This is a genomic window from Williamsia sp. Y844, assembly GCF_056786475.1.
Genome location: NZ_JBXCJB010000006.1, coordinates 75,855 through 94,389, shown reverse-complemented (window position 1 = coordinate 94,389; position 18,535 = coordinate 75,855). Strand labels below are relative to the sequence as shown.

Genomic DNA, 18,535 nt, shown 5'->3' with positions numbered 1-18,535 from the left:
AATCCATGATTACCGCGATCGTCCTGATTCAGACCGATGTCCACCAGATCCCCGAAACCGCGCAGGCGGTCGCCGACATCCCCGGTGTCACCGAGGTCTATTCGTGCGCAGGGGACGTCGATCTGATCGCCAAACTCCGAGTCCGCGACCACGAGAAGATCGCCGACGTGGTCACCGAATCCATCAGCCGGCTCCCCGGGGTCAAGCACACCGCAACCCATATCGCGTTCAAGAGCTATTCGAGCGCCGACGTCGACGCGGGCTTCTCCATCGGCGAGTGATCTGGCGGCGAATGATCCGGGCGGCGAGTGATCTCGCCCAAGAGTCGGGTCAGGCGTTGCTGACGCGGACCCAATCGGCCAGCCGTGCTGCGGCAGCACCCGAATCGATTGCTGCCGCGGCCACGGCCATGTGCTGACGTAACTGCTCGTGCAGATCGACATCGGGTTGCGGACGGTACGCGGTCAGTGCGCCGGCGGCGTTGAGCAGCACCGCATCCCGGACAGGTCCCGTCCCGCCGGCGAAGACCTCTCGCGCGACGGCGGCGTTGTGTTCGGCATCCCCGCCCTGCAGCGCCGACAGTTGCACCCGGGCCAACCCGAGCGTCGTCGGATCCACCGTCTGTTTGCGCACCGTACCGTCGAATGCCTGCCACACCGTCGAGGTCGACGTGGTGGTGAACTCGTCGAGGCCGTCGTCGCCGCGGACCACGAGCACTGAATCGCCACGCTCCACAAAGGTCTGTGCCAGCACCGGCGCCAGATCGGCGAAAGCACAACCGACAAGCCCGCTCGTCGGACGTGCCGGATTGGTCAATGGACCCAGCACATTGAAAACCGTGGGGATGCCGATCTCCTTGCGCGGTGCGGCAGCAAAACGCAACGCCGGATGGAAGACCGGGGCAAAACAGAATCCGATACCGGCTTCCGCAACACACCGGCTGACGCCGTCGGCCGTCAGCGCGATGTTCACACCCAGCGCCTCCAGCACATCGGCGCCACCACTCTTCGAGGTCGCGGCCCGGTTGCCGTGCTTGATCACCGGCACACCGGCAGCCGCGACGACAACAGCTGTCATCGTCGAGATGTTCACGGTATTCGAGCGATCACCACCGGTGCCGACGATGTCGACACAGGCCACGGACGTCGGAACCACCGTCGAGTGGCTGAGCATGGCATCGGCGAGACCACGCAATTCGGCGGCGACCGGCCCCTTGATCTTCAGTGCCACACCGAATGCGGCGATCTGCGCCGGCGTCGCGTTGTCCGACATGATCTCGTTCATCGCCCACTCGGCGCCGTCAGCGGTCAGGTCCCGGCCATCGGCCAGGACTCCAAGTACCTGAGGCCAGCTGCGGGCCTGCGCATCGGAGTGGGTCACGCGAAAAGAGTATCCACTGCCCAACCGTAACGACCACCTAGGCTTCCATCACTGCAACAACAACCAGCCGTCAACGCGGCTGCAGCACCTGCTGCGACAAAACCGGCAGGCTGCTTCCGCCACTGCAACAACACCAGCCCTCAACGCGGCTGCAGCACCTGCCAGGCAATGACTGTGCCACCGTGACGCTGCGCGAGCCCCGCCATGCGCGAGCGCTCCTGAGATACGTGGAGGGCATCGATCAATTGCACCCGCGCCAACGCCACGACGATCTGTCCCGCGGCGATCTCGACCGAGTGCGGAACGTCCGCCGATACAAGTTGGTAGTGGTCCTGCGCGGCCAACCCGATGACCGTTTCGACCGAATCTTCGGACACCACCAGCAGGTGTCGCAACACGGACTGTTCGTCGGCGCGCCACTGTGAGGCCGAAAGGGTCGTCGACGCCGCCTCCGCATCGTCGAAACTCTCGGCGGTGATCGTCAACGAAGAGTCGTCGACCGACAACTCTCCGTTGGCCTTTCGCCCGCCCCCGAGACGACTTGTCAGTCGCCGCCAGCGGGGGACCTCGATCGGATTGCCATTCACATCACGTGCCACCCCACCAGCCTCTCAGGTGGCCCTGAACAACATCTCGGACACGCCGCAGCGAACCGTTTCAGTGCCACTACCAGCGCGGCCGCATCGGGGCTGAAAAAAATCTGGACCCGAGTAGTCAGGGCTTACTACGAACCGTCATACTTCTCTGGTGACTAGCGCTGCAGCACCCACAGGATCAGCTATCACCCAGCGCGTGCACTCGCTGAACCGACCGAACATGGTCAGCGTTGGCACCATTGTGTGGCTTTCGAGCGAGCTGATGTTCTTTGCCGGATTGTTCGCGATGTATTTCGTGGCACGAGCCGGAAACTACGGCAATTGGCCGATGGAGCCCACCGAGCTCAATCTGACACTGGCGATCCCCGTGACCGCCGTGCTGATTCTCTCCTCGGTGACATGTCAGCTCGGCGTCTTTGCCGCCGAGCGGGGCGATGTCTTCGGTCTCCGACGGTGGTACACCATCACCCTGATCATGGGCGCGTTCTTCGTCGCCGGACAGGGCTACGAGTACTACCACATGGTCCACGAGGGCACCACGCTCTCGTCGAGTGCCTACGGTTCGGTCTTCTACATCACGACGGGCTTCCACGGCCTGCACGTGATCGGCGGCCTCGTTGCCTTCGTCATCTTGTTGCTCCGTACCCGGCTCAGCAAGTTCACCCCGGCACAGGCCACCGCCGCGATCGTCGTCTCGTACTACTGGCACTTCGTCGATATCGTCTGGATCGCGCTGTTCGCGACCATTTACTTCATTCGGTAACGGCCGAAACAGTCTTTTGGCACAGGCAAAGTCAGTCCGCTAAGCAGAGAGATACAGATGAGTTCATCTCCCCCACCCACCTCACCCGGGGATTCGGAAACGGGTGCCCTGAGCGAGGGCACCGGCCGCACAGACGCCAAGAAATCCAAGTCGCGCCGCAAACTGCGTCGTCGCGCCTCCGGAGCTCTTCTCCTGTTGGCAGGTCTGGTTGTCGCCGGCGGACTGGCCGCAGCCATCACGCCTGAAGCCCAGGTCGCCAAAGCGGACAGTGACTCCACTGCCGCACTGGTCCAAGACGGCAAGAAGCTCTACGAGACCTCTTGCATCACGTGCCACGGCGCGAACCTCGAAGGTGTTGCCGATCGCGGTCCGTCACTGGTGGGCGTCGGCGATGCGGCGGTGTACTTCCAGGTGTCCTCCGGCCGTATGCCGGCGGTCCGCGGCGAAGCCCAGATCGTCCGCAAGCCGAGCAAGTTCACCCAGGCCCAGATCGACCAGCTCGGCGCCTACATCCAGTCCATCGGTGGTGGCCCGCAGGTGGTCTACGCCAAGGACGCCGACGGAAACGTCATCTTCGAGAACGGCTACCCGGTCATCGAGCAGGGTGCTCTGCGGGGCGACAACATCGGACGCGGCAGTGAGCTGTTCCGCCTGAACTGCGCCTCATGCCACAACTTCACCGGCCGTGGAGGTGCGCTGTCGTCGGGCAAGTTCGCGCCCGCCCTCGACGCGCCGAACGAGCAGGAAATCTATACCGCCATGCTCACCGGACCTCAGAACATGCCCAAGTTCTCTGACCGGCAGCTGACCGACAACGAAAAGCGCGACATCATCGGCTACGTCAAGTACGCCACCACGGCGAAGGACCCAGGCGGCTACGGACTCGGCGGCTTCGGCCCGGTGTCCGAAGGCATGTTCATGTGGTTCGTCGGCGCGGTTGCTGTTGTCGCCGGCACGATGTGGATTGGATCACGTAGATGACCGACCAGCAGAAACCAGATCCGACCCCGGATGAGCTGGATGCGATGAGCCACGACGAGTTGGTCAAGCTCGGCACGAACCTCGACGGCGTGGAGGTCATCCACCGCCGGGAGCGTTTCCCCGAGCCGGGTACCAAGGCAGAGAAGCGGGCCGAGCGCACAGTCGCATTCTGGTTCGCACTCGCCGGGGTTTCGGCCCTCGCGTGCTTGATCATCTTCCTGTTCAACCACTGGGAATTCGTGATGCCCGATGGTGACAACTACATGGCGTACATCCTCAACACCCCGCTCATCGGTTTCACCTTCGGTCTGTCGATCCTCTCTCTCGGTATCGGCGCCGTGCAGTTCACCAAGCGATTCATCCCTGAAGAGATCTCGGTCCAGGACCGCCACGACGGCGGTTCCGCCGAGGTCGACAAGCGGACCATCGCCGCAGAGTTCGCCGATTCGCTGAACACCTCCACGCTCCCCCGCCGCAAGGCGATCAAGCGTGCCGGTCTGTTCGGCCTCGGCGCCTTCGCCCTGACCGGCGTCGTCGCAATGCTCGGCGGTTTCATCAAGAACCCGTGGGCACTCGGCAAGAAGGCACCGCTGTGGAACACCGGTTGGTCGCCGATCTACAACTCGCCCGAAGATCCCAACGAGACGGTCTTCTTGCGACGCGACAACGGCAATCCGATGTCAGTGGTCCTGGTTCGTCCCGAGGATATCGACGCCGGAGGCATGGAGACCGTGTTCCCGTGGCGGGTGTCCGACGGAACCGGTGAGACCGAAGAGTCACGTCACAAGCTGATCGAGAGTCTTCGTGGCGTCAGCAACCCGGTCATGTTGATCCGTCTGCGCCCCAACGACGCCGCCAAGGCGATCAAACGTCAAGGCCAGGAGAGCTTCAACTACGGCGACTACTACGCGTACACGAAGGTCTGCTCGCATCTCGGCTGCCCGACATCACTGTTCGAGCAGCAAACAAACCGTATTTTGTGCCCGTGCCACCAGTCACAGTTCAACGCCCTCGAATACGCGAAACCGATCTTCGGTCCTGCCGCCCGTGCTCTCGCGCAGTTGCCGATCTCGGTCAACGAGCAGGGCTTCATGGTGGCTGCCGGTGACTTCATCGAGCCCGTAGGCCCGGCGTTCTGGGAACGCGGCCAGGGGAAGGACAAGCCATGAGCAAGATCGGACAGCAGGCCGAGGCTGTAGATTCCCGGTATCACATGGCGGCAGGTATTCGCCGCCAGATCAACAAGGTTTTCCCCACGCACTGGTCATTTCTGCTCGGTGAGATCGCGCTGTACTGCTTCATCATCCTGCTGATCTCGGGCGTCTACCTGACGTTCTTCTTTGATCCGTCGATGTCCGAGGTCATTTACAACGGGTCCTACGAACCGCTCAACGGCGTCATGATGACCCAGGCGTACGCCACCACACTCGACATCTCGTTCGAGGTCCGTGGCGGACTCTTCGTCCGGCAGATCCACCACTGGGCAGCGCTGCTCTTCGCGGCGTCGATCATCATCCACATGGCCCGCATCTTCTTCACCGGCGCTTTCCGGCGTCCACGTGAGGCGAACTGGGTCATCGGCTGCTTCTTGCTGGTGCTGGCGATGTTCGAAGGCTTCTTCGGATACTCGCTCCCCGACGACCTGCTCTCGGGCACCGGTGTTCGCGCCGCAATGTCGGGCATCGTCCTGGGTATCCCGGTTGTCGGAACCTGGATCCACTGGGCACTGTTCGGTGGACAGTTCCCCGGCGACATCATCATTCCGCGCCTGTACGTCCTGCACATCCTGTTGTTCCCGGGAATCATCCTGGCGCTCATCGGTGCTCACCTGGCGCTCGTCTGGTACCAGAAGCACACCCAGTTCCCCGGCCCCGGCCGCACCGAGACCAATGTTGTCGGTGTCCGGATCCTGCCGGTGTTCGCAGTCAAGTCGGGTGCATTCTTCGCCGTCACGTTCGGCATCCTGGCGATCATCGCGGGTCTGTTCCAGATCAACCCTGTGTGGGCGATCGGGCCTTACAACCCGGCGCACGTTTCGGCAGGCTCTCAGCCCGACATCTACATGATGTGGACCGATGGTCTGGCTCGACTGATGCCTGCGTGGGAGATCTACTTCGGCAACGCGTACACGATCCCGGCCATCTTCTGGGTCGTTGTGGTGCTGACGATCGTGTTCGGGCTCATGTTCACGTACCCGTTCATCGAGAAGAAGCTGACGGGCGATACCGCTCACCACAATCTGTTGCAGCGGCCGCGTGACGTGCCGGTGCGGACCGCGGTCGGCGCGATGGCGCTCTCGTTCTACATCATCCTCACGCTGTCGTGCATGAACGACATCATCGCCTACAAGTTCCACATCTCGCTGAACGCAACCACGTGGATGGGCCGTATCGGGCTGATCATCGTCCCGCCGCTGGCGTACTACATCGCCTACCGCTGGGCTCTGGCATTGCAGCGCAGCGACCGGGCAGTGCTCGAGCACGGCATCGAAACCGGCATCATCATGCGTCTGCCGCACGGTGAGTTCATCGAGCTGCACCAGCCGCTGGGACCTGTCGACGACCACGGACATCCGATTCCGTTGCCGTACGAGGGTGCTGCGCTCCCGAAGCGGATGAACAAGCTCGGCTCCGCCGGCGAACCAGGTACCGGTTCACTGCTGATCGCCGACCCCGCCGAAGAGCAGGCTCGCAACGTCGCGCTCGAAAAGAAGGCACATCACGACGAGAAGGACGCCCTGCGCGCGCTGCAAGAGCGCGGCGGAGATCCCTTCGTCGACTGACACGGCCAATAGACAAGAGCCGGACCGCAATTGCGGTCCGGCTCTTGTTGTATGTGCGGACGGTCTGTCGCTGCAGACGGCAGCGGCACTCCCCTACCCCACCGTTGTCCCGTCGCACACCGTGGTCGCCACGATCATCCTGCCAACTGTATCGACGGGCGTTGTTCCCTCGGACCTTCATCGGGCCGTTGGTCACGCACGCGACTACGCAGTGTCCAGCTGCGAATAGTGCTGAACGACAGGAAAAGGTTCGTAGAAGTGATGCAACAGGTCTCGCCACTGCTGGTAAGCCGGCGACCCGCGGAAGCCCTCGGTGTGATGCTCCACCGACTCCCATTGCACGAGCAGAAGGTAGCGATCCGGATCTTCGACGCACTGCGACAGCGTCAGACCACCGAATCCGGGCATCCCGGCAATGATGTTCCTCGCGTCAGAGAAAGCGGTACGGAAATCCTCGCTCATACCCGGGCGAACCTGTAGGACCGCATGTTCGATGATCATCGAACCAATCATGCCTGCGCAGGTCACCAGAGCTCGCCGCAGCGCCAATCGCATGTCAGTTCACCGGACACCGGTGTTGACCGTCCGTAGACGTGAACGGCGCTTTCAGGGGTCTTGATCAACCCGTGCGGAGTCATCGCCGACAACCGGCCGGTCCATGGAACCCAGCCGTGTGCTCGGTAGAGGCGCAGACCGGCATCACTGGCCCCCAGGACACCGAAGTCGTAGGCGCCGTCGATCACGCCCTCTACGGCGCTCATCAAGCGGTCACCGATGCCTTGGCGCTGTCGGTCTGGATCAGTCGCCACCGCCTCGACGTAGCCCACCCGGTATGCGCGGCCGTCATGGGCGATCGACCGGGCCACCACCGCGGCATGACCGATCACCACTTCACCGTCGGTGATCATCGCGTGGACTCCCCCGAGCGCGTGATCGAAGTCGGCGTCGGTGAAGTCGCCGTCGAAGGCCCGGTCGAGAAGCGCTCGGATCGCCGTACGCAAGAAAGCACTCAGCTCCCAGGTGTGCCGCAGTTGAACCTGCGGACCTGGGAGCTGAGTGCTGATTATTGTTGTCAGTGCTTTTCGGGTCCGACGTGGTACTCGAGCACCAGACCGCACACCGCACCGATGATGCAGACCGCGGCAAACGCAACGAGCCAGAACTGCCCGAACGCGAGTGCGACGGCGAACAGTGCAGCACCGGCGGCGATCATAATCGGCCACCAGCTGCCGGCGCTGAAGAAGCCCAGCTCGCCCGCGCCGTCGGACACCTCCGCGTCTTCGTAGTCCTCCGGGCGGATGTCCACCCGGCGAGCGACAAAGCGGAAGTAGGTGCCAACCAGCATGGCCAGACCACCGGTCATGACGAGTCCGGTGACGCCAACCCATTCGACGTTCTTACTGGTCAGTCCGGTGGCCAACCCGTACGCCACGCCCACTGCGAAAAAGAATCCGGTGAGGATCTCGAAGATCCGCGCTTCAATATGCATCTCGTAGCTTCTCCGTGACTAGTTCGGCGCGGTCTGCGTGCCGCGCTTGGTGTCGAAGGGCTTGGTGGTGATCGCAAGCGGATCCTCACCAATCGCCTTGAGCGCCTCAGCATTGGTCGCGTTGGGGTTGGCTTCGCGGAACTTGATGTACTCGTCGAACTTCGCCGGGCTGACCGCACGAACCTCGAAGTTCATCATCGAGTGGTACGTGCCGCACATCTCCGCGCAACGTCCCACAAACGCACCCTCACGGTCGATCTCGCTGACCTGGAAGCGGTTGTCCGAGTGGTTTTCCTTCGGGAACGGCATGACGTCCCGCTTGAAGAGGAACTCCGGAACCCAGAACGAGTGGACGACGTCGGTCGCCGCGATCTCGAACTCGATACGACGATCGGTCGGCAGCACCAGGACCGGAATCTCGTCCGAGGTACCCAATGTCTCGATCTTGTCGAACTTCAGGTACGACCGAACGTCATTCTCGAGGGCCTGGAACGGCGCATCGTGCTCATCGCCCGACTCTTCTGGGTGCTCGCCCTCCGGGACCTGCTGGTCGTACGGATTCCCGTCGGCTTCGGAGCCGTCGTAAATCTGACCGTCGTCGAAACGAACGGTTCGGTAACCGAACTTCCAGTTCCACTGGAATGCGGTCACGTCGACCACCACTGCAGGATCGGGCTGCTTCGCCTCGACCTTGTTCTGCACGATGATCGTGAAGTAAAAGAGGACCGCGATGATCACAAAAGGAATCGCGGTGTATGTCAGTTCCAACGGGACGTTATATGCCGTCTGACGCGGGAACTCGTCTTGTCCTGCCTTACGGCGATGGAACGTAATGGTCCAAAATGTCAGACCCCACACCAGAACACCCATGATGAGGGCCGAGATCACCGACCACGTCCATAGATGCCGCATGTCTTCGGCCTCGGGCGTAATGCCCTTTGGCCAACCGAATCGCAACGCTTCTTCAGCGCTGCAGCTCGACAGCATCAGTGCGCCAACGCCTAGGAACAAGGCTGCGCTTATCTGCTTGATTCGACGTCCGCGGTGCTGACGCTTGGTCGATGCCGGAGGTTGCCCACCGTGTGCCAATTTCACGCCTTCCTACCCTGCCCTGACTGGAAACAGTCACAACGCTCTCCACGATTGGTAGCTCGTGTACTACGCAGCGTAGACCAAGCCCGGCTCACATTCGTATCGGGGTTTGGGTTCGTGTCCCGCGGTGCCGCCGACGGACCACCCAACCCGGGCCGCGCACGCGGCGCTACTCCCGATTGCGGCATACTCGGGCGTGTTCTGTACCCCGTCCCTGGACGAATTGAGGCAATTTCGTGTGTGGTCTGTTAGGTCTGCTGTCTAGCGACGCATCGGCCGCCGAGTCAGCTGATCTGGTCGCATCTGCGTTGCATTGCATGCGACATCGAGGACCTGACGAACCGGGCACCTGGCATGATTCCGACCTGGTTTTCGGCTTCAATCGGCTCTCGATCATCGATATCGAGCACTCGCATCAGCCGTTGCGCTGGGGTCCACCGGAGAACCCCGAACGGTATGCACTCGTCTTCAACGGCGAGATCTACAACTACCTGGAGATCCGCGCCCAGTTGGCCGAGGACGAGGGTGCCGAGTTCCGTACCGAGGGCGACGGCGAGGCGATTGTCGCGGCCTTCCATCACTGGGGTCCGGATTCGGTTTCCCGATTGCGCGGAATGTTCGCGTTCGCCATCTGGGACACCGAGGATCGGTCACTGTTCCTGGCCCGGGATCCGTTCGGAATCAAGCCGCTGTTCATCGCGACGGGTTCGGGCGGCACCATCTTCGGCAGTGAGAAGAAGAGCCTGCTCGAGCTGATCGATCGCATCGGCGTCGCCGATTCCCTCGACAGCCGCGCGATCCAGCATTACACCGTGCTGCAGTACGTCCCGGAGCCCGAGACGCTGCATGCCGGCATCCGCCGACTCGAGTCCGGCAGCTACGCGACCCTGCGGCCCGGCCAGATGCCCAAGGTCTACCGGTACTTCACGCCGCAGTTCGCCGTGCGCCCGTTCACCAAGGGCAGCGAGCAGGCCCGCTACGACGAGATCGCCGAAGTGCTCTCCGATTCCGTCGCCAAGCACATGCGCGCCGATGTCACAGTGGGCTCGTTCTTGTCCGGAGGTATCGACTCGACGGCGATCGCCGCACTCGCCATCAAGCACAACCCCGACCTGATCACCTTCACCACCGGGTTCGAACGGGAAGGCTATTCGGAGGTCGACGTCGCCGCGGAATCTGCCGCGGCCATCGGCGCCAAACACATCGTGAAGGTCGTCGGACCGGCCGAGTTCGTCGCCGCGATTCCGGAAATCGTCTGGTACCTGGACGATCCGGTGGCCGACCCCTCACTGATCCCGCTGTACTTCGTGGCCAAGGAAGCGCGCAAACACGTCAAGGTCGTCTTGTCCGGCGAGGGCGCCGACGAACTGTTCGGCGGCTACACCATCTACAAAGAGCCGTTGTCACTCAAGCCTTTCGAACGTCTGCCCCGCGGCCTGCGGGCTGCAGCCGGCCGATTGTCGGATCGGATCCCGGAAGGTAAACGGGGGAAGAGCCTGCTGCATCGCGGGTCCATGACCCTCGAGGACCGCTACTACGGCAACGCCAGGAGCTTCGACGATGCCCGACTTCGGGCCGTGCTCAAGGATTTCCGTCCCGAGTGGACCCACACCGACGTGACGGCCCCGATCTACGCGACCTCACGCGGCTGGGATCCGGTGGCCCGGATGCAGCATCTGGACCTGTTCACGTGGCTGCGTGGCGACATCCTCGTCAAGGCCGACAAGGTGACGATGGCCAACTCACTCGAACTGCGGGTGCCGTTCCTCGACTCCGAGGTACTCCGCGTGGCCGAAGGCCTGCCGTACGAGGAGAAGATCTCCCACGGCACGACCAAATACGCGCTTCGCAAAGCGCTCGAACAGATCGTCCCGGCGCACGTCCTGCATCGCAAGAAGCTGGGTTTCCCTGTGCCCGTACGGCATTGGCTGCGCGGCACGGAACTGTACGACTGGGCGCATGAGACGATCGAGAACTCGCAGACCGACCACATCCTGAACAAGGATGCGATCCGCACAATGCTCAACGAGCACCGCACCGGCGCGGTCGACAACAGCCGTCGGTTGTGGACCGTTCTCATCTTCATGGTGTGGCACGGGATCTTCGTCGAAGGCAGCATCGTGCCGCAGATCGAGGATCACCAGTACCCGGTCCGGCTCTAGCGAACATCGTGAGAACAAATCCGCCCGCCCCTGCAGAAGGGGCGGGCGGATTCGTTTGTCTGGGGTGTTTGTTGTCCGGGGCTGATCAGGCGGGAAGGATCGCGCCGATCTCGGCAGAAGCCTCGGCTCCGTAGGCACCGGACAGACGCTCGAGCGCGCTCTTGCGGTCCCACACCCATTCCTGGGTGCCAACGGTCTCGAGGACCAATACGGCGACCATTGATCCCAGCTGCGCGCTGCGCTCGTGGCTCAGGCCGGCCGCGTTGCCGACCAGGAATCCAGCGCGGAACGCGTCACCGACTCCGGTCGGATCAACCTTGGCGGTCTCCGGGACAACCGGAACGTGGACGCGCGAGCCGTCGGCGTCGACGATCTCCGCTCCCCCACCACCAAGTGTGGTGACCCGGACGCCGACCATTTCGGCGACCTGGGCCTCACTCAGACCCGACTTCTGCCGGAGCAGACCCCACTCGTATTCATTGGTGAACAGATACGTGGCGCCCTCAATCAGCTCGCGAACCTGCTCGCCGTCGAGCCGGGCGAGCTGCTGCGAGGGATCGGCGGCAAACGGGATACCGAGTTCGCGGCATTGCCGGCTGTGGACGATCATGCCCTCGGGGTCGTCGGCACCGATCAACACCAGCTCCGGTGTACCGAAATCGGATGCCAGTGTGGTCAGCGAGATTTCGCGCGACTCACTCATCGCACCGGCGTAAAAGCTTGCCAGCTGCGCCATCTCGTCGTCTGTGGTGCACATGAAGCGAGCAGTGTGCGCGGTCTTCGACACCCGGACACCACGCGTGTCGACTCCGTTGCCCTCCAGCCACTTCCGATAGTCGTCGAAGTCGCTACCGACCGACCCGACCAACAGCGGCGAACCACCGAGGACCCCCATCGCGTAGGCGATGTTCCCGGCAACACCACCGCGCCGGATCACCAACTCCTCCACGAGGAAACTCAGCGAAATATGACTGAGGTGTTCTGGCAGGAGCTGTTCAGAGAACTTGCCCTGAAAGCGCATCAGATGGTCGGTAGCGATCGATCCACAAATGGCAATGGCCACGAAGGAGTGCCTTTCTTCCTCACTGAATGATGGCCTAACGCTACCTGTTCGTCAGGTGAACACAGGCAGGACCCGGAGACAACAAAAAGGCCGCACCCGAGCTGAGCTCGGATGCGGCCAGATTGTTGTGTATGGATCAAGCAGCCTGGTGAGAGGTCAGGCGTCAGTTGAACGAATCGCCACAGGCACAGCTGCCCGTTGCATTCGGGTTGTCGATGGTGAAACCCTGCTTCTCGATCGTGTCGACGAAGTCGATGCTGGCACCCATCACGTACGGGGCACTCATGCGGTCGACTGCCAGTCCGACACCGTCGAACTCGACGACGAGGTCTCCGTCGAGGTTGCGGTCGTCGAAGTACAGCTGGTAGCGCAGGCCGGCGCAGCCACCGGGCTGGACGGCGATGCGCAGCATCAGCTCTTCGCGACCTTCTTGCTCACGCAAGGCCTTCGCCTTGGACGACGCAGCTTCGGTCATAATCACACCGTGCGCGGGTGCCTCGGTCTCGGTCTGCACAGCAGTCTCGTTCGATGCGGTCATGAAATCTCCTCAGTGTGCGGGGCGTCGGCCTGCGAACCCACAGTGGTCCGGGTTTCGGATGCGAACTTCCGTCGGCTACAACCGTACTCCTGCCCGGTCTATTCCTGCCTATCACACCAGGTGCGCTGCAGCGATGCTCACCACGAGTCGGCAACTCGACGAGCGAGTTCGGTCAGCTGGTTCTGCGCGTCGTCCATGGCCCGCTGCACCGAGCCCGCGACCTCGACGATGGCATGACCTCGCGCGATACCGGCCTCGGCGATCTGAGCCGGGGTCAGCGCCAGTTGGCCGGCCAGCACGATCGTCGGAATGTCATGCTCGCGGGCCGCACCCGTCAGGGCCGCGACGACCTTGCCTTTGAGGGTCTGTTCATCGCATTTTCCCTCCCCTGTGATGACCAGGTCGACCGTGGCGATCAGGTCGGCCTGTCCGGTCGCGTCCGCGATCACCGTCGCACCCGAGATCCGGGTTCCACCGAGTGCGAGCAGCGCTGCCCCCAGACCCCCGGCAGCGCCGGCACCGGCCAACGGGCTGATGTCGCGGCCGGCGAAGGCACCGAGCCTGCCCGCCCATTCGGTCATGCGCGCCTCGAGCGCTGCGACGGTGTCCGGGTCAGCGCCCTTCTGCGGACCGAATATCGCGGCCGCACCGTCCGGACCGAGCAGCGGATTCTCCACGTCGGAGGCCGCCACCAGGGTGATCGGCCGTAGCAGTCGCGACGCCTCTTCCAACCCACCGAGCGCATCGATCAGGCCCTTGCCGCCGTCGGTGCTGCCGCTACCACCCAGTCCGACCACGATCGTGTCGGCGCCTGCCGCAACCGCGGCCGACACGAGCCGGCCCACTCCATATGTATCTGCGGCGACCGCGGTGCGAGGCGACGGCCCGCCACCCAGCTGATGCAGACCGCAGGCCTGTGCGCATTCGATATAAGCGGTCACGTGCTCTTTCTCACGATGCAACAGCCACTGCGCCGAAACGAGTGCACCCAGAGGTCCGGCGACGGTTTCTTCCCGGACCTCACCGAACCGACTGGCCAGCACCGACACGAATCCGGGCCCGCCATCGGACTGTGGCGCGAGGATCAATTCGTCGTCCGGCCTGGACAGAGCCCATCCCGCGGCGATCGTCTCCGCGGCGGCGACAGCGGTCAGGGTGTCACCAAACGAATCCGGGGCGATCAGAGCTTTCATGGACGAAGTATAGGAAGGCGACCGCCGCGCGGCAGTGTGCAGAAACACACCCGCAGAGCGCCACCGCCTGCTCGATCCACGCAGTGGCCAGACCCGGCAGCCGCTGCACGCGCCGTCGGGATAATCTGGAGAGGTGAAATTGCCCTGGAAAAAAGACGACGACGCCGAGGTCGCGGCCAATACGACGTCGACCGTCGAGCAGACGGCAGAAGAAGCTGCGGCCGATCGCAGATACACCGAGGGCAAGGGCCGCCCCACCCCCAAGCGCCGCGACGCCGAGGGCAAGCGACGTGGTCCGGTTGCGCCGGCCCCGACGACCCGCTCCGAGGCCCGGGCTCGCAAGAAGGAACTCAAGGGTTCGACGGTCAGCCTGACCAAAGAAGAGAAGCGCTCGCAGTCCGATGCGCGTCGTAAGGCTCGCACCGACCAGCGCGAGAAGATGATGGACGGTGACGAGCGTTACCTGATGCCCCGTGACAAGGGTGAGGTCCGTCGATACGCCCGCAACATCGTCGATTCACGGCGCAACTTCGCCGGGCTGTTCATGCCGTTCGCGATCCTGCTGATCCTCGTGATGTTCGTGCCGGCCCTCGCGGTCTACGCCACGCTGTTCATGCTCGTCTTCGTCATCTTCCTGGTGATCGACGGCGTGATGCTCGGACGGATCATCAACAACCGCGTGCGTGAACGCTTCCCGAACACCACCGACGGCGGGTTCAAACTCGCCTGGTACGGATTCAGCCGCGCGATGCAGATGCGGTTCATGCGCGCACCGCGGCCCGTGGTCAAGCCGGGCGACGCGGTCTGATCGGTATGCGAACCCTGGTTCTTGGTGGAATACGCTCGGGCAAATCAGCTTTCGGTGAGAGCCTGCTGCCCCGCGACGGTGTCAGATACTTGGCGACGGCCGCCGATCCGGCAACCGGCGACCCACAGTGGGAAAGCCGGATCGGAGCCCACCGCACCCGCCGTCCCAGCGGGTGGACCACGGTCGAATCCGGCGACGTGGCAGGCGAATTGCGCTGCGATGCGCAGACACCGACCCTCGTCGACGATCTCGGCGGCTGGCTGAGCCGGTACATCGACTCGGTCGGTGGCTGGGAGGACGATGCCTTCGACCTGTCGGCCACGGCGATCGAATTGTCCACGGCAGTTGCCGAATACACCGGCGATCTGGTGATCATCAGTCCAGAGGTCGGCCTCTCGCTGGTGGCACCGGTTCCGGCCGGGCGACTCTTCCAAGATCAGTTGGGCATCGTCAACGCGGCAATTGCCGCGGTCTGCGACCGGGTTGTGCTGGTCGTTGCCGGCCAGACCCTCGAACTGCGCGGTGGCGCGGCAGGCGATGTCGCTGCCCCGGAGTCGGTTTCATCCCCACTTGCCGCATCCGTCCTGGCGCCGCTTCCCTCACCCGACCCGGTACCGGTCCCCACCACGGTCGACGATCCGGCCACGCTGGACGAGCCGACCGCGGTTGCCGATCCGGCACCGTTGACCGAGTTCGAGAAACCGGAACAGTTCGACTTCGTCGCAGCGCCCGACCGCAATGCTGCGATCGCCGCGCGTGAACGTCAAGGCACACTGACGAAACCGGCCGGATCGCTCGGGCGTCTCGAAGAAGTCGGCATCTGGGTGGCGTCTTGCCAGGGCGTCTGCCCTCCTCGTCCGATCACCGACCCCAGCGTGGTGGTCTTTGCCGGCGACCACGGTGTCGCCCAGAGCGGTGTCTCGGCGTATCCGCCTGAGGTCACCGCACAAATGGTCGCAAACATCTGTGCCGGTGGAGCTGCGGTCAACGTGCTGGCACGGCAGAACGGTGCGCGGGTCCGGGTTGAGGATCTGGCTGTGAATGCGCAGACACCAGACGAGATCAGCCGCTTCAAGGTCCGCCGCAGCAGCGGCGATCTGACGCGTGAAGATGCTCTGACCACCGAACAGACCCGCGCCGCAATCGCGGCAGGACGCGCCATCGCGGATCAGGAGATCGATTCCGGCGCAGATCTTCTCATCGCCGGAGAGATGGGGATCGGGAACACCACCCCGGCCACGGTCCTGGTCGGCCTGCTCACCGATTCCGAACCGGTCGTGGTTGTCGGACGCGGCACCGGCATCGACGACAATGGCTGGATCCGCAAGACGGCGGCCGTGCGGGACGGCATGCGACGAGGTCGGCCACACGCGCGGATCCCACTCGAGCTCTTGCGAACCGTCTCCGGTGCGGAGATCGCTGCGATGGCCGGATTCCTCGCGCAGGCCGCATTGCGCAAGACGCCGGTCATCCTCGACGGCCTGGTGGTCACCGCAGCCGCGCTGGTTGCCAACGATCTGGCGCCCGGCGCCCGGGAGTGGTGGGTGGCCGGACATCGGTCGGCCGAGCCCGCTCACCAGATCGCGTTGCGGCACCTCGATCTCGAACCGCTTCTCGAGTTGTCGATGCGTCTCGGTGAAGGCAGCGGTGCCCTCACCGCCCTCCCCCTGGTGCAGGCAGCCGTCAACACGCTCGCATCGATGGCCACGTTCGCCGAGGCTCAGGTCAGTGGTGCGCCCGACGCGGCGTCCTGACCACCGATGAACCTACGAGCCGCATTTCGGGGTCCGCAGACCGCGCTGTCGTGGTTGACGATCCTGCCGGTCCCCACCCCGAAGGGTCCTTTCGACCGCGCATTGGGTGGCGCTGTCATCGGTTCGACGCCGCTCGTGGGCGCAGTCCTCGGAGTCGTCACCGCGGCAATCGCACTCGGCCTCGGCGCGACCGACCTGCCACCGCTGCTCGCGGGCCTGCTCGTCGTCGGTGCGATCGCAATGCTCACCCGCGGCATGCATCTCGACGGATTGTCGGACACCGCAGACGGATTGGGTTGCTTCGGGTCGCCCGAACGCGTGCACAAGGTGATGCACAGTGGCAGTGCCGGGCCCTTTGGCGCGGCCACACTGGTAGTCGTACTGGGCGCGCAGGCGGCCGGCTATGGCGCCCTGATTCAACAGAATGATTGGGCCGCAATCGTTTTTGTACTTTTTGTCAGCCGGGTGGCCCCGGTCATCGGCTGCCGGGTGAATCTGTCCGCCACCGACGAATCCAAGTTCGGCGCACTGACGGCAGGAACACAACGGCTGACCATCGTGTTCTGGGCGCTCGGAGCGATCGCCGTCGGCTATGCCGTCGACACCGAACTACCTCTTCCGGGTGTGTTCAGCGCGATGGCGGTTGTCGTATTCGCCTGGTGGTTCAGCTTTCACTGCGCCCGCCGCTTCGACGGCATCAACGGCGACGTACTCGGCGCACTCATCGAATTGAGCACGCTGATCGCCATCTGCGGGCTACTGGTCACCTGAGCCGCGGCTCACCGGAGAACTCAGCCGACCGAACTCTCAGCCGTGGAGCTTGGCCATCCACCCATGGATGTCGGCGAAGGTGCCGCGCTGGATGCCGGTGAGCGTGTCGCGCAACGCCATCGTCACCTCGCCGGGCTGACCGTCGCCGATGGTGTAGTCGTCGACGTCACCCTTGACGTGACCCACCGGAGTGATGACGGCGGCGGTGCCGCAGGCAAAGACCTCGGTGATCTCACCCGATGCGACGCCCTTGCGCAGCTCTTCGACGCTGATCTTGCGTTCGACAACGTCGAAGCCGGCGTCCGCGGCCAGCTGTAACAGTGATTCACGGGTGATGCCCGGCAGCAGCGACCCGGACAGTTCCGGGGTGACGAGTTTGGCATCGGCGCCGGAGCCGAAGACGAAGAACAGGTTCATGCCACCCATCTCCTCGACGAACCGGCGTTCGATGGCGTCGAGCCAGACCACCTGATCGCAGCCCTGTTCGGCGGCCTGGGCCTGCGCGAGCAGCGAGGCGGCGTAGTTGCCACCGAACTTGGCCGCACCGGTACCGCCGGGCGAAGCGCGCACGAATTCGGTCGAGAGCCACACACTCACCGGCTGCACACCACGTGTGAAGTACGCGCCGGCAGGTGAGGCGATGAGCAGGTAGCGGTATTCGTTCGCCGGCCGCACACCGAGGCCGGCCTCGGTGGCAATCATGAAGGGACGCAGGTAGAGCGCCGCTTCCCCACCGGCCTCCGGCACCCAGAGGTTGTCGACGTCCACGAGCGCGCGCAGCGAGTCCATGAAGTCCTCGACCGGCAGTTCCGGCATCGCCAGGCGCCGCGCCGACCGCTGCATACGCAGGGCGTTGGCTTCGGGACGGAACGACGAGATGCTGCCGTCGGCCTGGCGGTAGGCCTTGAGACCTTCGAAGATCTCCTGCGCGTAGTGCAAGACCATCGACGACGGATCGAGCTGGATCGGCCCGTAGGGCAGTACCTTCGCATCGTGCCAGCCCTGTTCGGTGCTGTGGTCGATGGTCACCATGTGATCGGTGAAGTACTTGCCGAATCCCGGTGCAGCCAGGATTTCCGCGCGGCGCTGCGCCGACAACGGCTGCGGGTGTTCGGTCCGGGCGAACTCCAAAGTCATGCGTCGATCGTATCGCCTGACCCCCC

At 63.7% G+C, this 18,535-nt stretch carries 19 protein-coding genes; 9 read left to right on the top strand and 10 right to left on the bottom strand.

The features are described 5' to 3' along the window. Nucleotides 1-5 precede the first annotated feature (5 nt). The gene (locus tag AC1TQG_RS27130; protein WP_482142033.1) at nt 6-281 is read left to right on the top strand and encodes an Lrp/AsnC family transcriptional regulator; all 276 of its coding nucleotides are present in this window, start codon (nt 6-8) and stop codon (nt 279-281) included. Nucleotides 282-330: 49 nt separating this feature from the next. Here the strand turns inward: AC1TQG_RS27130 and trpD are convergent, their stop codons facing one another. Together trpD and AC1TQG_RS27120 are read right to left on the bottom strand one after the other, a co-directional pair. Further along, nucleotides 331-1,380 carry an anthranilate phosphoribosyltransferase gene (gene trpD, locus AC1TQG_RS27125; protein ID WP_482142032.1) on the bottom strand — a complete coding sequence of 350 codons (1,050 nt, stop codon included), beginning with the start codon at nt 1,378-1,380 and terminating at the stop codon, nt 331-333. A 140-nt stretch (nt 1,381-1,520) separates the two neighbouring features. Next, nucleotides 1,521-1,979, bottom strand: coding sequence for a hypothetical protein (locus AC1TQG_RS27120; protein ID WP_482142031.1), 459 nt, complete (start codon nt 1,977-1,979; stop codon nt 1,521-1,523). A 148-nt stretch (nt 1,980-2,127) separates the two neighbouring features. Between AC1TQG_RS27120 and ctaE the strand changes: the two genes are divergently transcribed. From ctaE to qcrB, 4 genes are read left to right on the top strand one after another with little or no spacing between them, the layout of a single operon-like run. Continuing rightward, nucleotides 2,128-2,739, top strand: coding sequence for an aa3-type cytochrome oxidase subunit III (gene ctaE, locus AC1TQG_RS27115; RefSeq protein WP_482142030.1), 612 nt, complete (start codon nt 2,128-2,130; stop codon nt 2,737-2,739). A gap of 57 nt (nt 2,740-2,796) precedes the next feature. After that, nucleotides 2,797-3,720: a cytochrome bc1 complex diheme cytochrome c subunit gene (gene qcrC, locus AC1TQG_RS27110; protein ID WP_482142029.1), complete on the top strand. Its 924-nt coding sequence runs from the start codon at nt 2,797-2,799 to the stop codon at nt 3,718-3,720. Beyond that, a complete protein-coding gene (qcrA, locus tag AC1TQG_RS27105; protein ID WP_482142028.1) occupies nt 3,717-4,889 on the top strand; it encodes a cytochrome bc1 complex Rieske iron-sulfur subunit in 1,173 nt (390 codons plus the stop codon). The genes qcrC and qcrA overlap by 4 nt, the downstream gene beginning before the upstream one ends. After that, nucleotides 4,886-6,502: a cytochrome bc1 complex cytochrome b subunit gene (qcrB, locus tag AC1TQG_RS27100; RefSeq protein WP_482142027.1), complete on the top strand. Its 1,617-nt coding sequence runs from the start codon at nt 4,886-4,888 to the stop codon at nt 6,500-6,502. Before qcrA ends, qcrB begins: the two co-directional genes overlap by 4 nt. A gap of 204 nt (nt 6,503-6,706) precedes the next feature. Here qcrB and AC1TQG_RS27095 read toward each other — a convergent pair whose 3' ends face one another. From AC1TQG_RS27095 to ctaC, 4 genes are all read right to left on the bottom strand, one after another. Next, nucleotides 6,707-7,003 carry an antibiotic biosynthesis monooxygenase family protein gene (locus AC1TQG_RS27095; protein ID WP_482142026.1) on the bottom strand — a complete coding sequence of 99 codons (297 nt, stop codon included), beginning with the start codon at nt 7,001-7,003 and terminating at the stop codon, nt 6,707-6,709. Between the two features lie 23 nt (nt 7,004-7,026). Beyond that, on the bottom strand, nt 7,027-7,503 hold the full coding sequence (locus AC1TQG_RS27090; RefSeq protein WP_482142025.1) for a GNAT family N-acetyltransferase: 477 nt from the start codon (nt 7,501-7,503) through the stop codon (nt 7,027-7,029). 71 nt (nt 7,504-7,574) lie between these two features. Further along, complete coding sequence (locus AC1TQG_RS27085) at nt 7,575-7,991, bottom strand: cytochrome c oxidase subunit 4 (protein WP_482142024.1); 417 nt, start codon at nt 7,989-7,991, stop codon at nt 7,575-7,577. Between the two features lie 18 nt (nt 7,992-8,009). Further along, nucleotides 8,010-9,086: an aa3-type cytochrome oxidase subunit II gene (ctaC, locus tag AC1TQG_RS27080; protein ID WP_482142023.1), complete on the bottom strand. Its 1,077-nt coding sequence runs from the start codon at nt 9,084-9,086 to the stop codon at nt 8,010-8,012. A 233-nt stretch (nt 9,087-9,319) separates the two neighbouring features. Here ctaC and asnB point away from each other — a divergent pair, with 233 nt between their 5' ends. Then, nucleotides 9,320-11,245 carry an asparagine synthase (glutamine-hydrolyzing) gene (gene asnB, locus AC1TQG_RS27075; RefSeq protein ID WP_482142022.1) on the top strand — a complete coding sequence of 642 codons (1,926 nt, stop codon included), beginning with the start codon at nt 9,320-9,322 and terminating at the stop codon, nt 11,243-11,245. Between the two features lie 85 nt (nt 11,246-11,330). Here asnB and AC1TQG_RS27070 read toward each other — a convergent pair whose 3' ends face one another. The 3 genes from AC1TQG_RS27070 to AC1TQG_RS27060 form a co-directional block, all read right to left on the bottom strand. After that, nucleotides 11,331-12,308: a carbohydrate kinase family protein gene (locus AC1TQG_RS27070; RefSeq protein ID WP_482142021.1), complete on the bottom strand. Its 978-nt coding sequence runs from the start codon at nt 12,306-12,308 to the stop codon at nt 11,331-11,333. 163 nt (nt 12,309-12,471) lie between these two features. Further along, nucleotides 12,472-12,846, bottom strand: coding sequence for a HesB/IscA family protein (locus tag AC1TQG_RS27065; protein WP_482142020.1), 375 nt, complete (start codon nt 12,844-12,846; stop codon nt 12,472-12,474). A 137-nt stretch (nt 12,847-12,983) separates the two neighbouring features. Next, entirely contained in the window at nt 12,984-14,039 is a 1,056-nt protein-coding gene (locus AC1TQG_RS27060; protein WP_482142019.1) for a glycerate kinase family protein, read from the bottom strand. A 133-nt stretch (nt 14,040-14,172) separates the two neighbouring features. On the opposite strand from AC1TQG_RS27060, the gene AC1TQG_RS27055 reads away from it, so the two are divergent. The 3 genes from AC1TQG_RS27055 to AC1TQG_RS27045 are packed head-to-tail and all read left to right on the top strand — an operon-like array spanning nt 14,173 to nt 17,372. Further along, complete coding sequence (locus AC1TQG_RS27055; RefSeq protein ID WP_482142018.1) at nt 14,173-14,847, top strand: DUF3043 domain-containing protein; 675 nt, start codon at nt 14,173-14,175, stop codon at nt 14,845-14,847. Nucleotides 14,848-14,852: 5 nt separating this feature from the next. Then, complete coding sequence (gene cobT, locus AC1TQG_RS27050) at nt 14,853-16,601, top strand: nicotinate-nucleotide--dimethylbenzimidazole phosphoribosyltransferase (protein ID WP_482142017.1); 1,749 nt, start codon at nt 14,853-14,855, stop codon at nt 16,599-16,601. Nucleotides 16,602-16,607: 6 nt separating this feature from the next. Next, complete coding sequence (locus tag AC1TQG_RS27045) at nt 16,608-17,372, top strand: adenosylcobinamide-GDP ribazoletransferase (protein WP_482142016.1); 765 nt, start codon at nt 16,608-16,610, stop codon at nt 17,370-17,372. Nucleotides 17,373-17,408: 36 nt separating this feature from the next. On the opposite strand, the gene AC1TQG_RS27040 is transcribed toward AC1TQG_RS27045, so the two are convergent. Then, complete coding sequence (locus tag AC1TQG_RS27040; RefSeq protein ID WP_482142015.1) at nt 17,409-18,509, bottom strand: branched-chain amino acid aminotransferase; 1,101 nt, start codon at nt 18,507-18,509, stop codon at nt 17,409-17,411. Nucleotides 18,510-18,535: the final 26 nt, after the last annotated feature.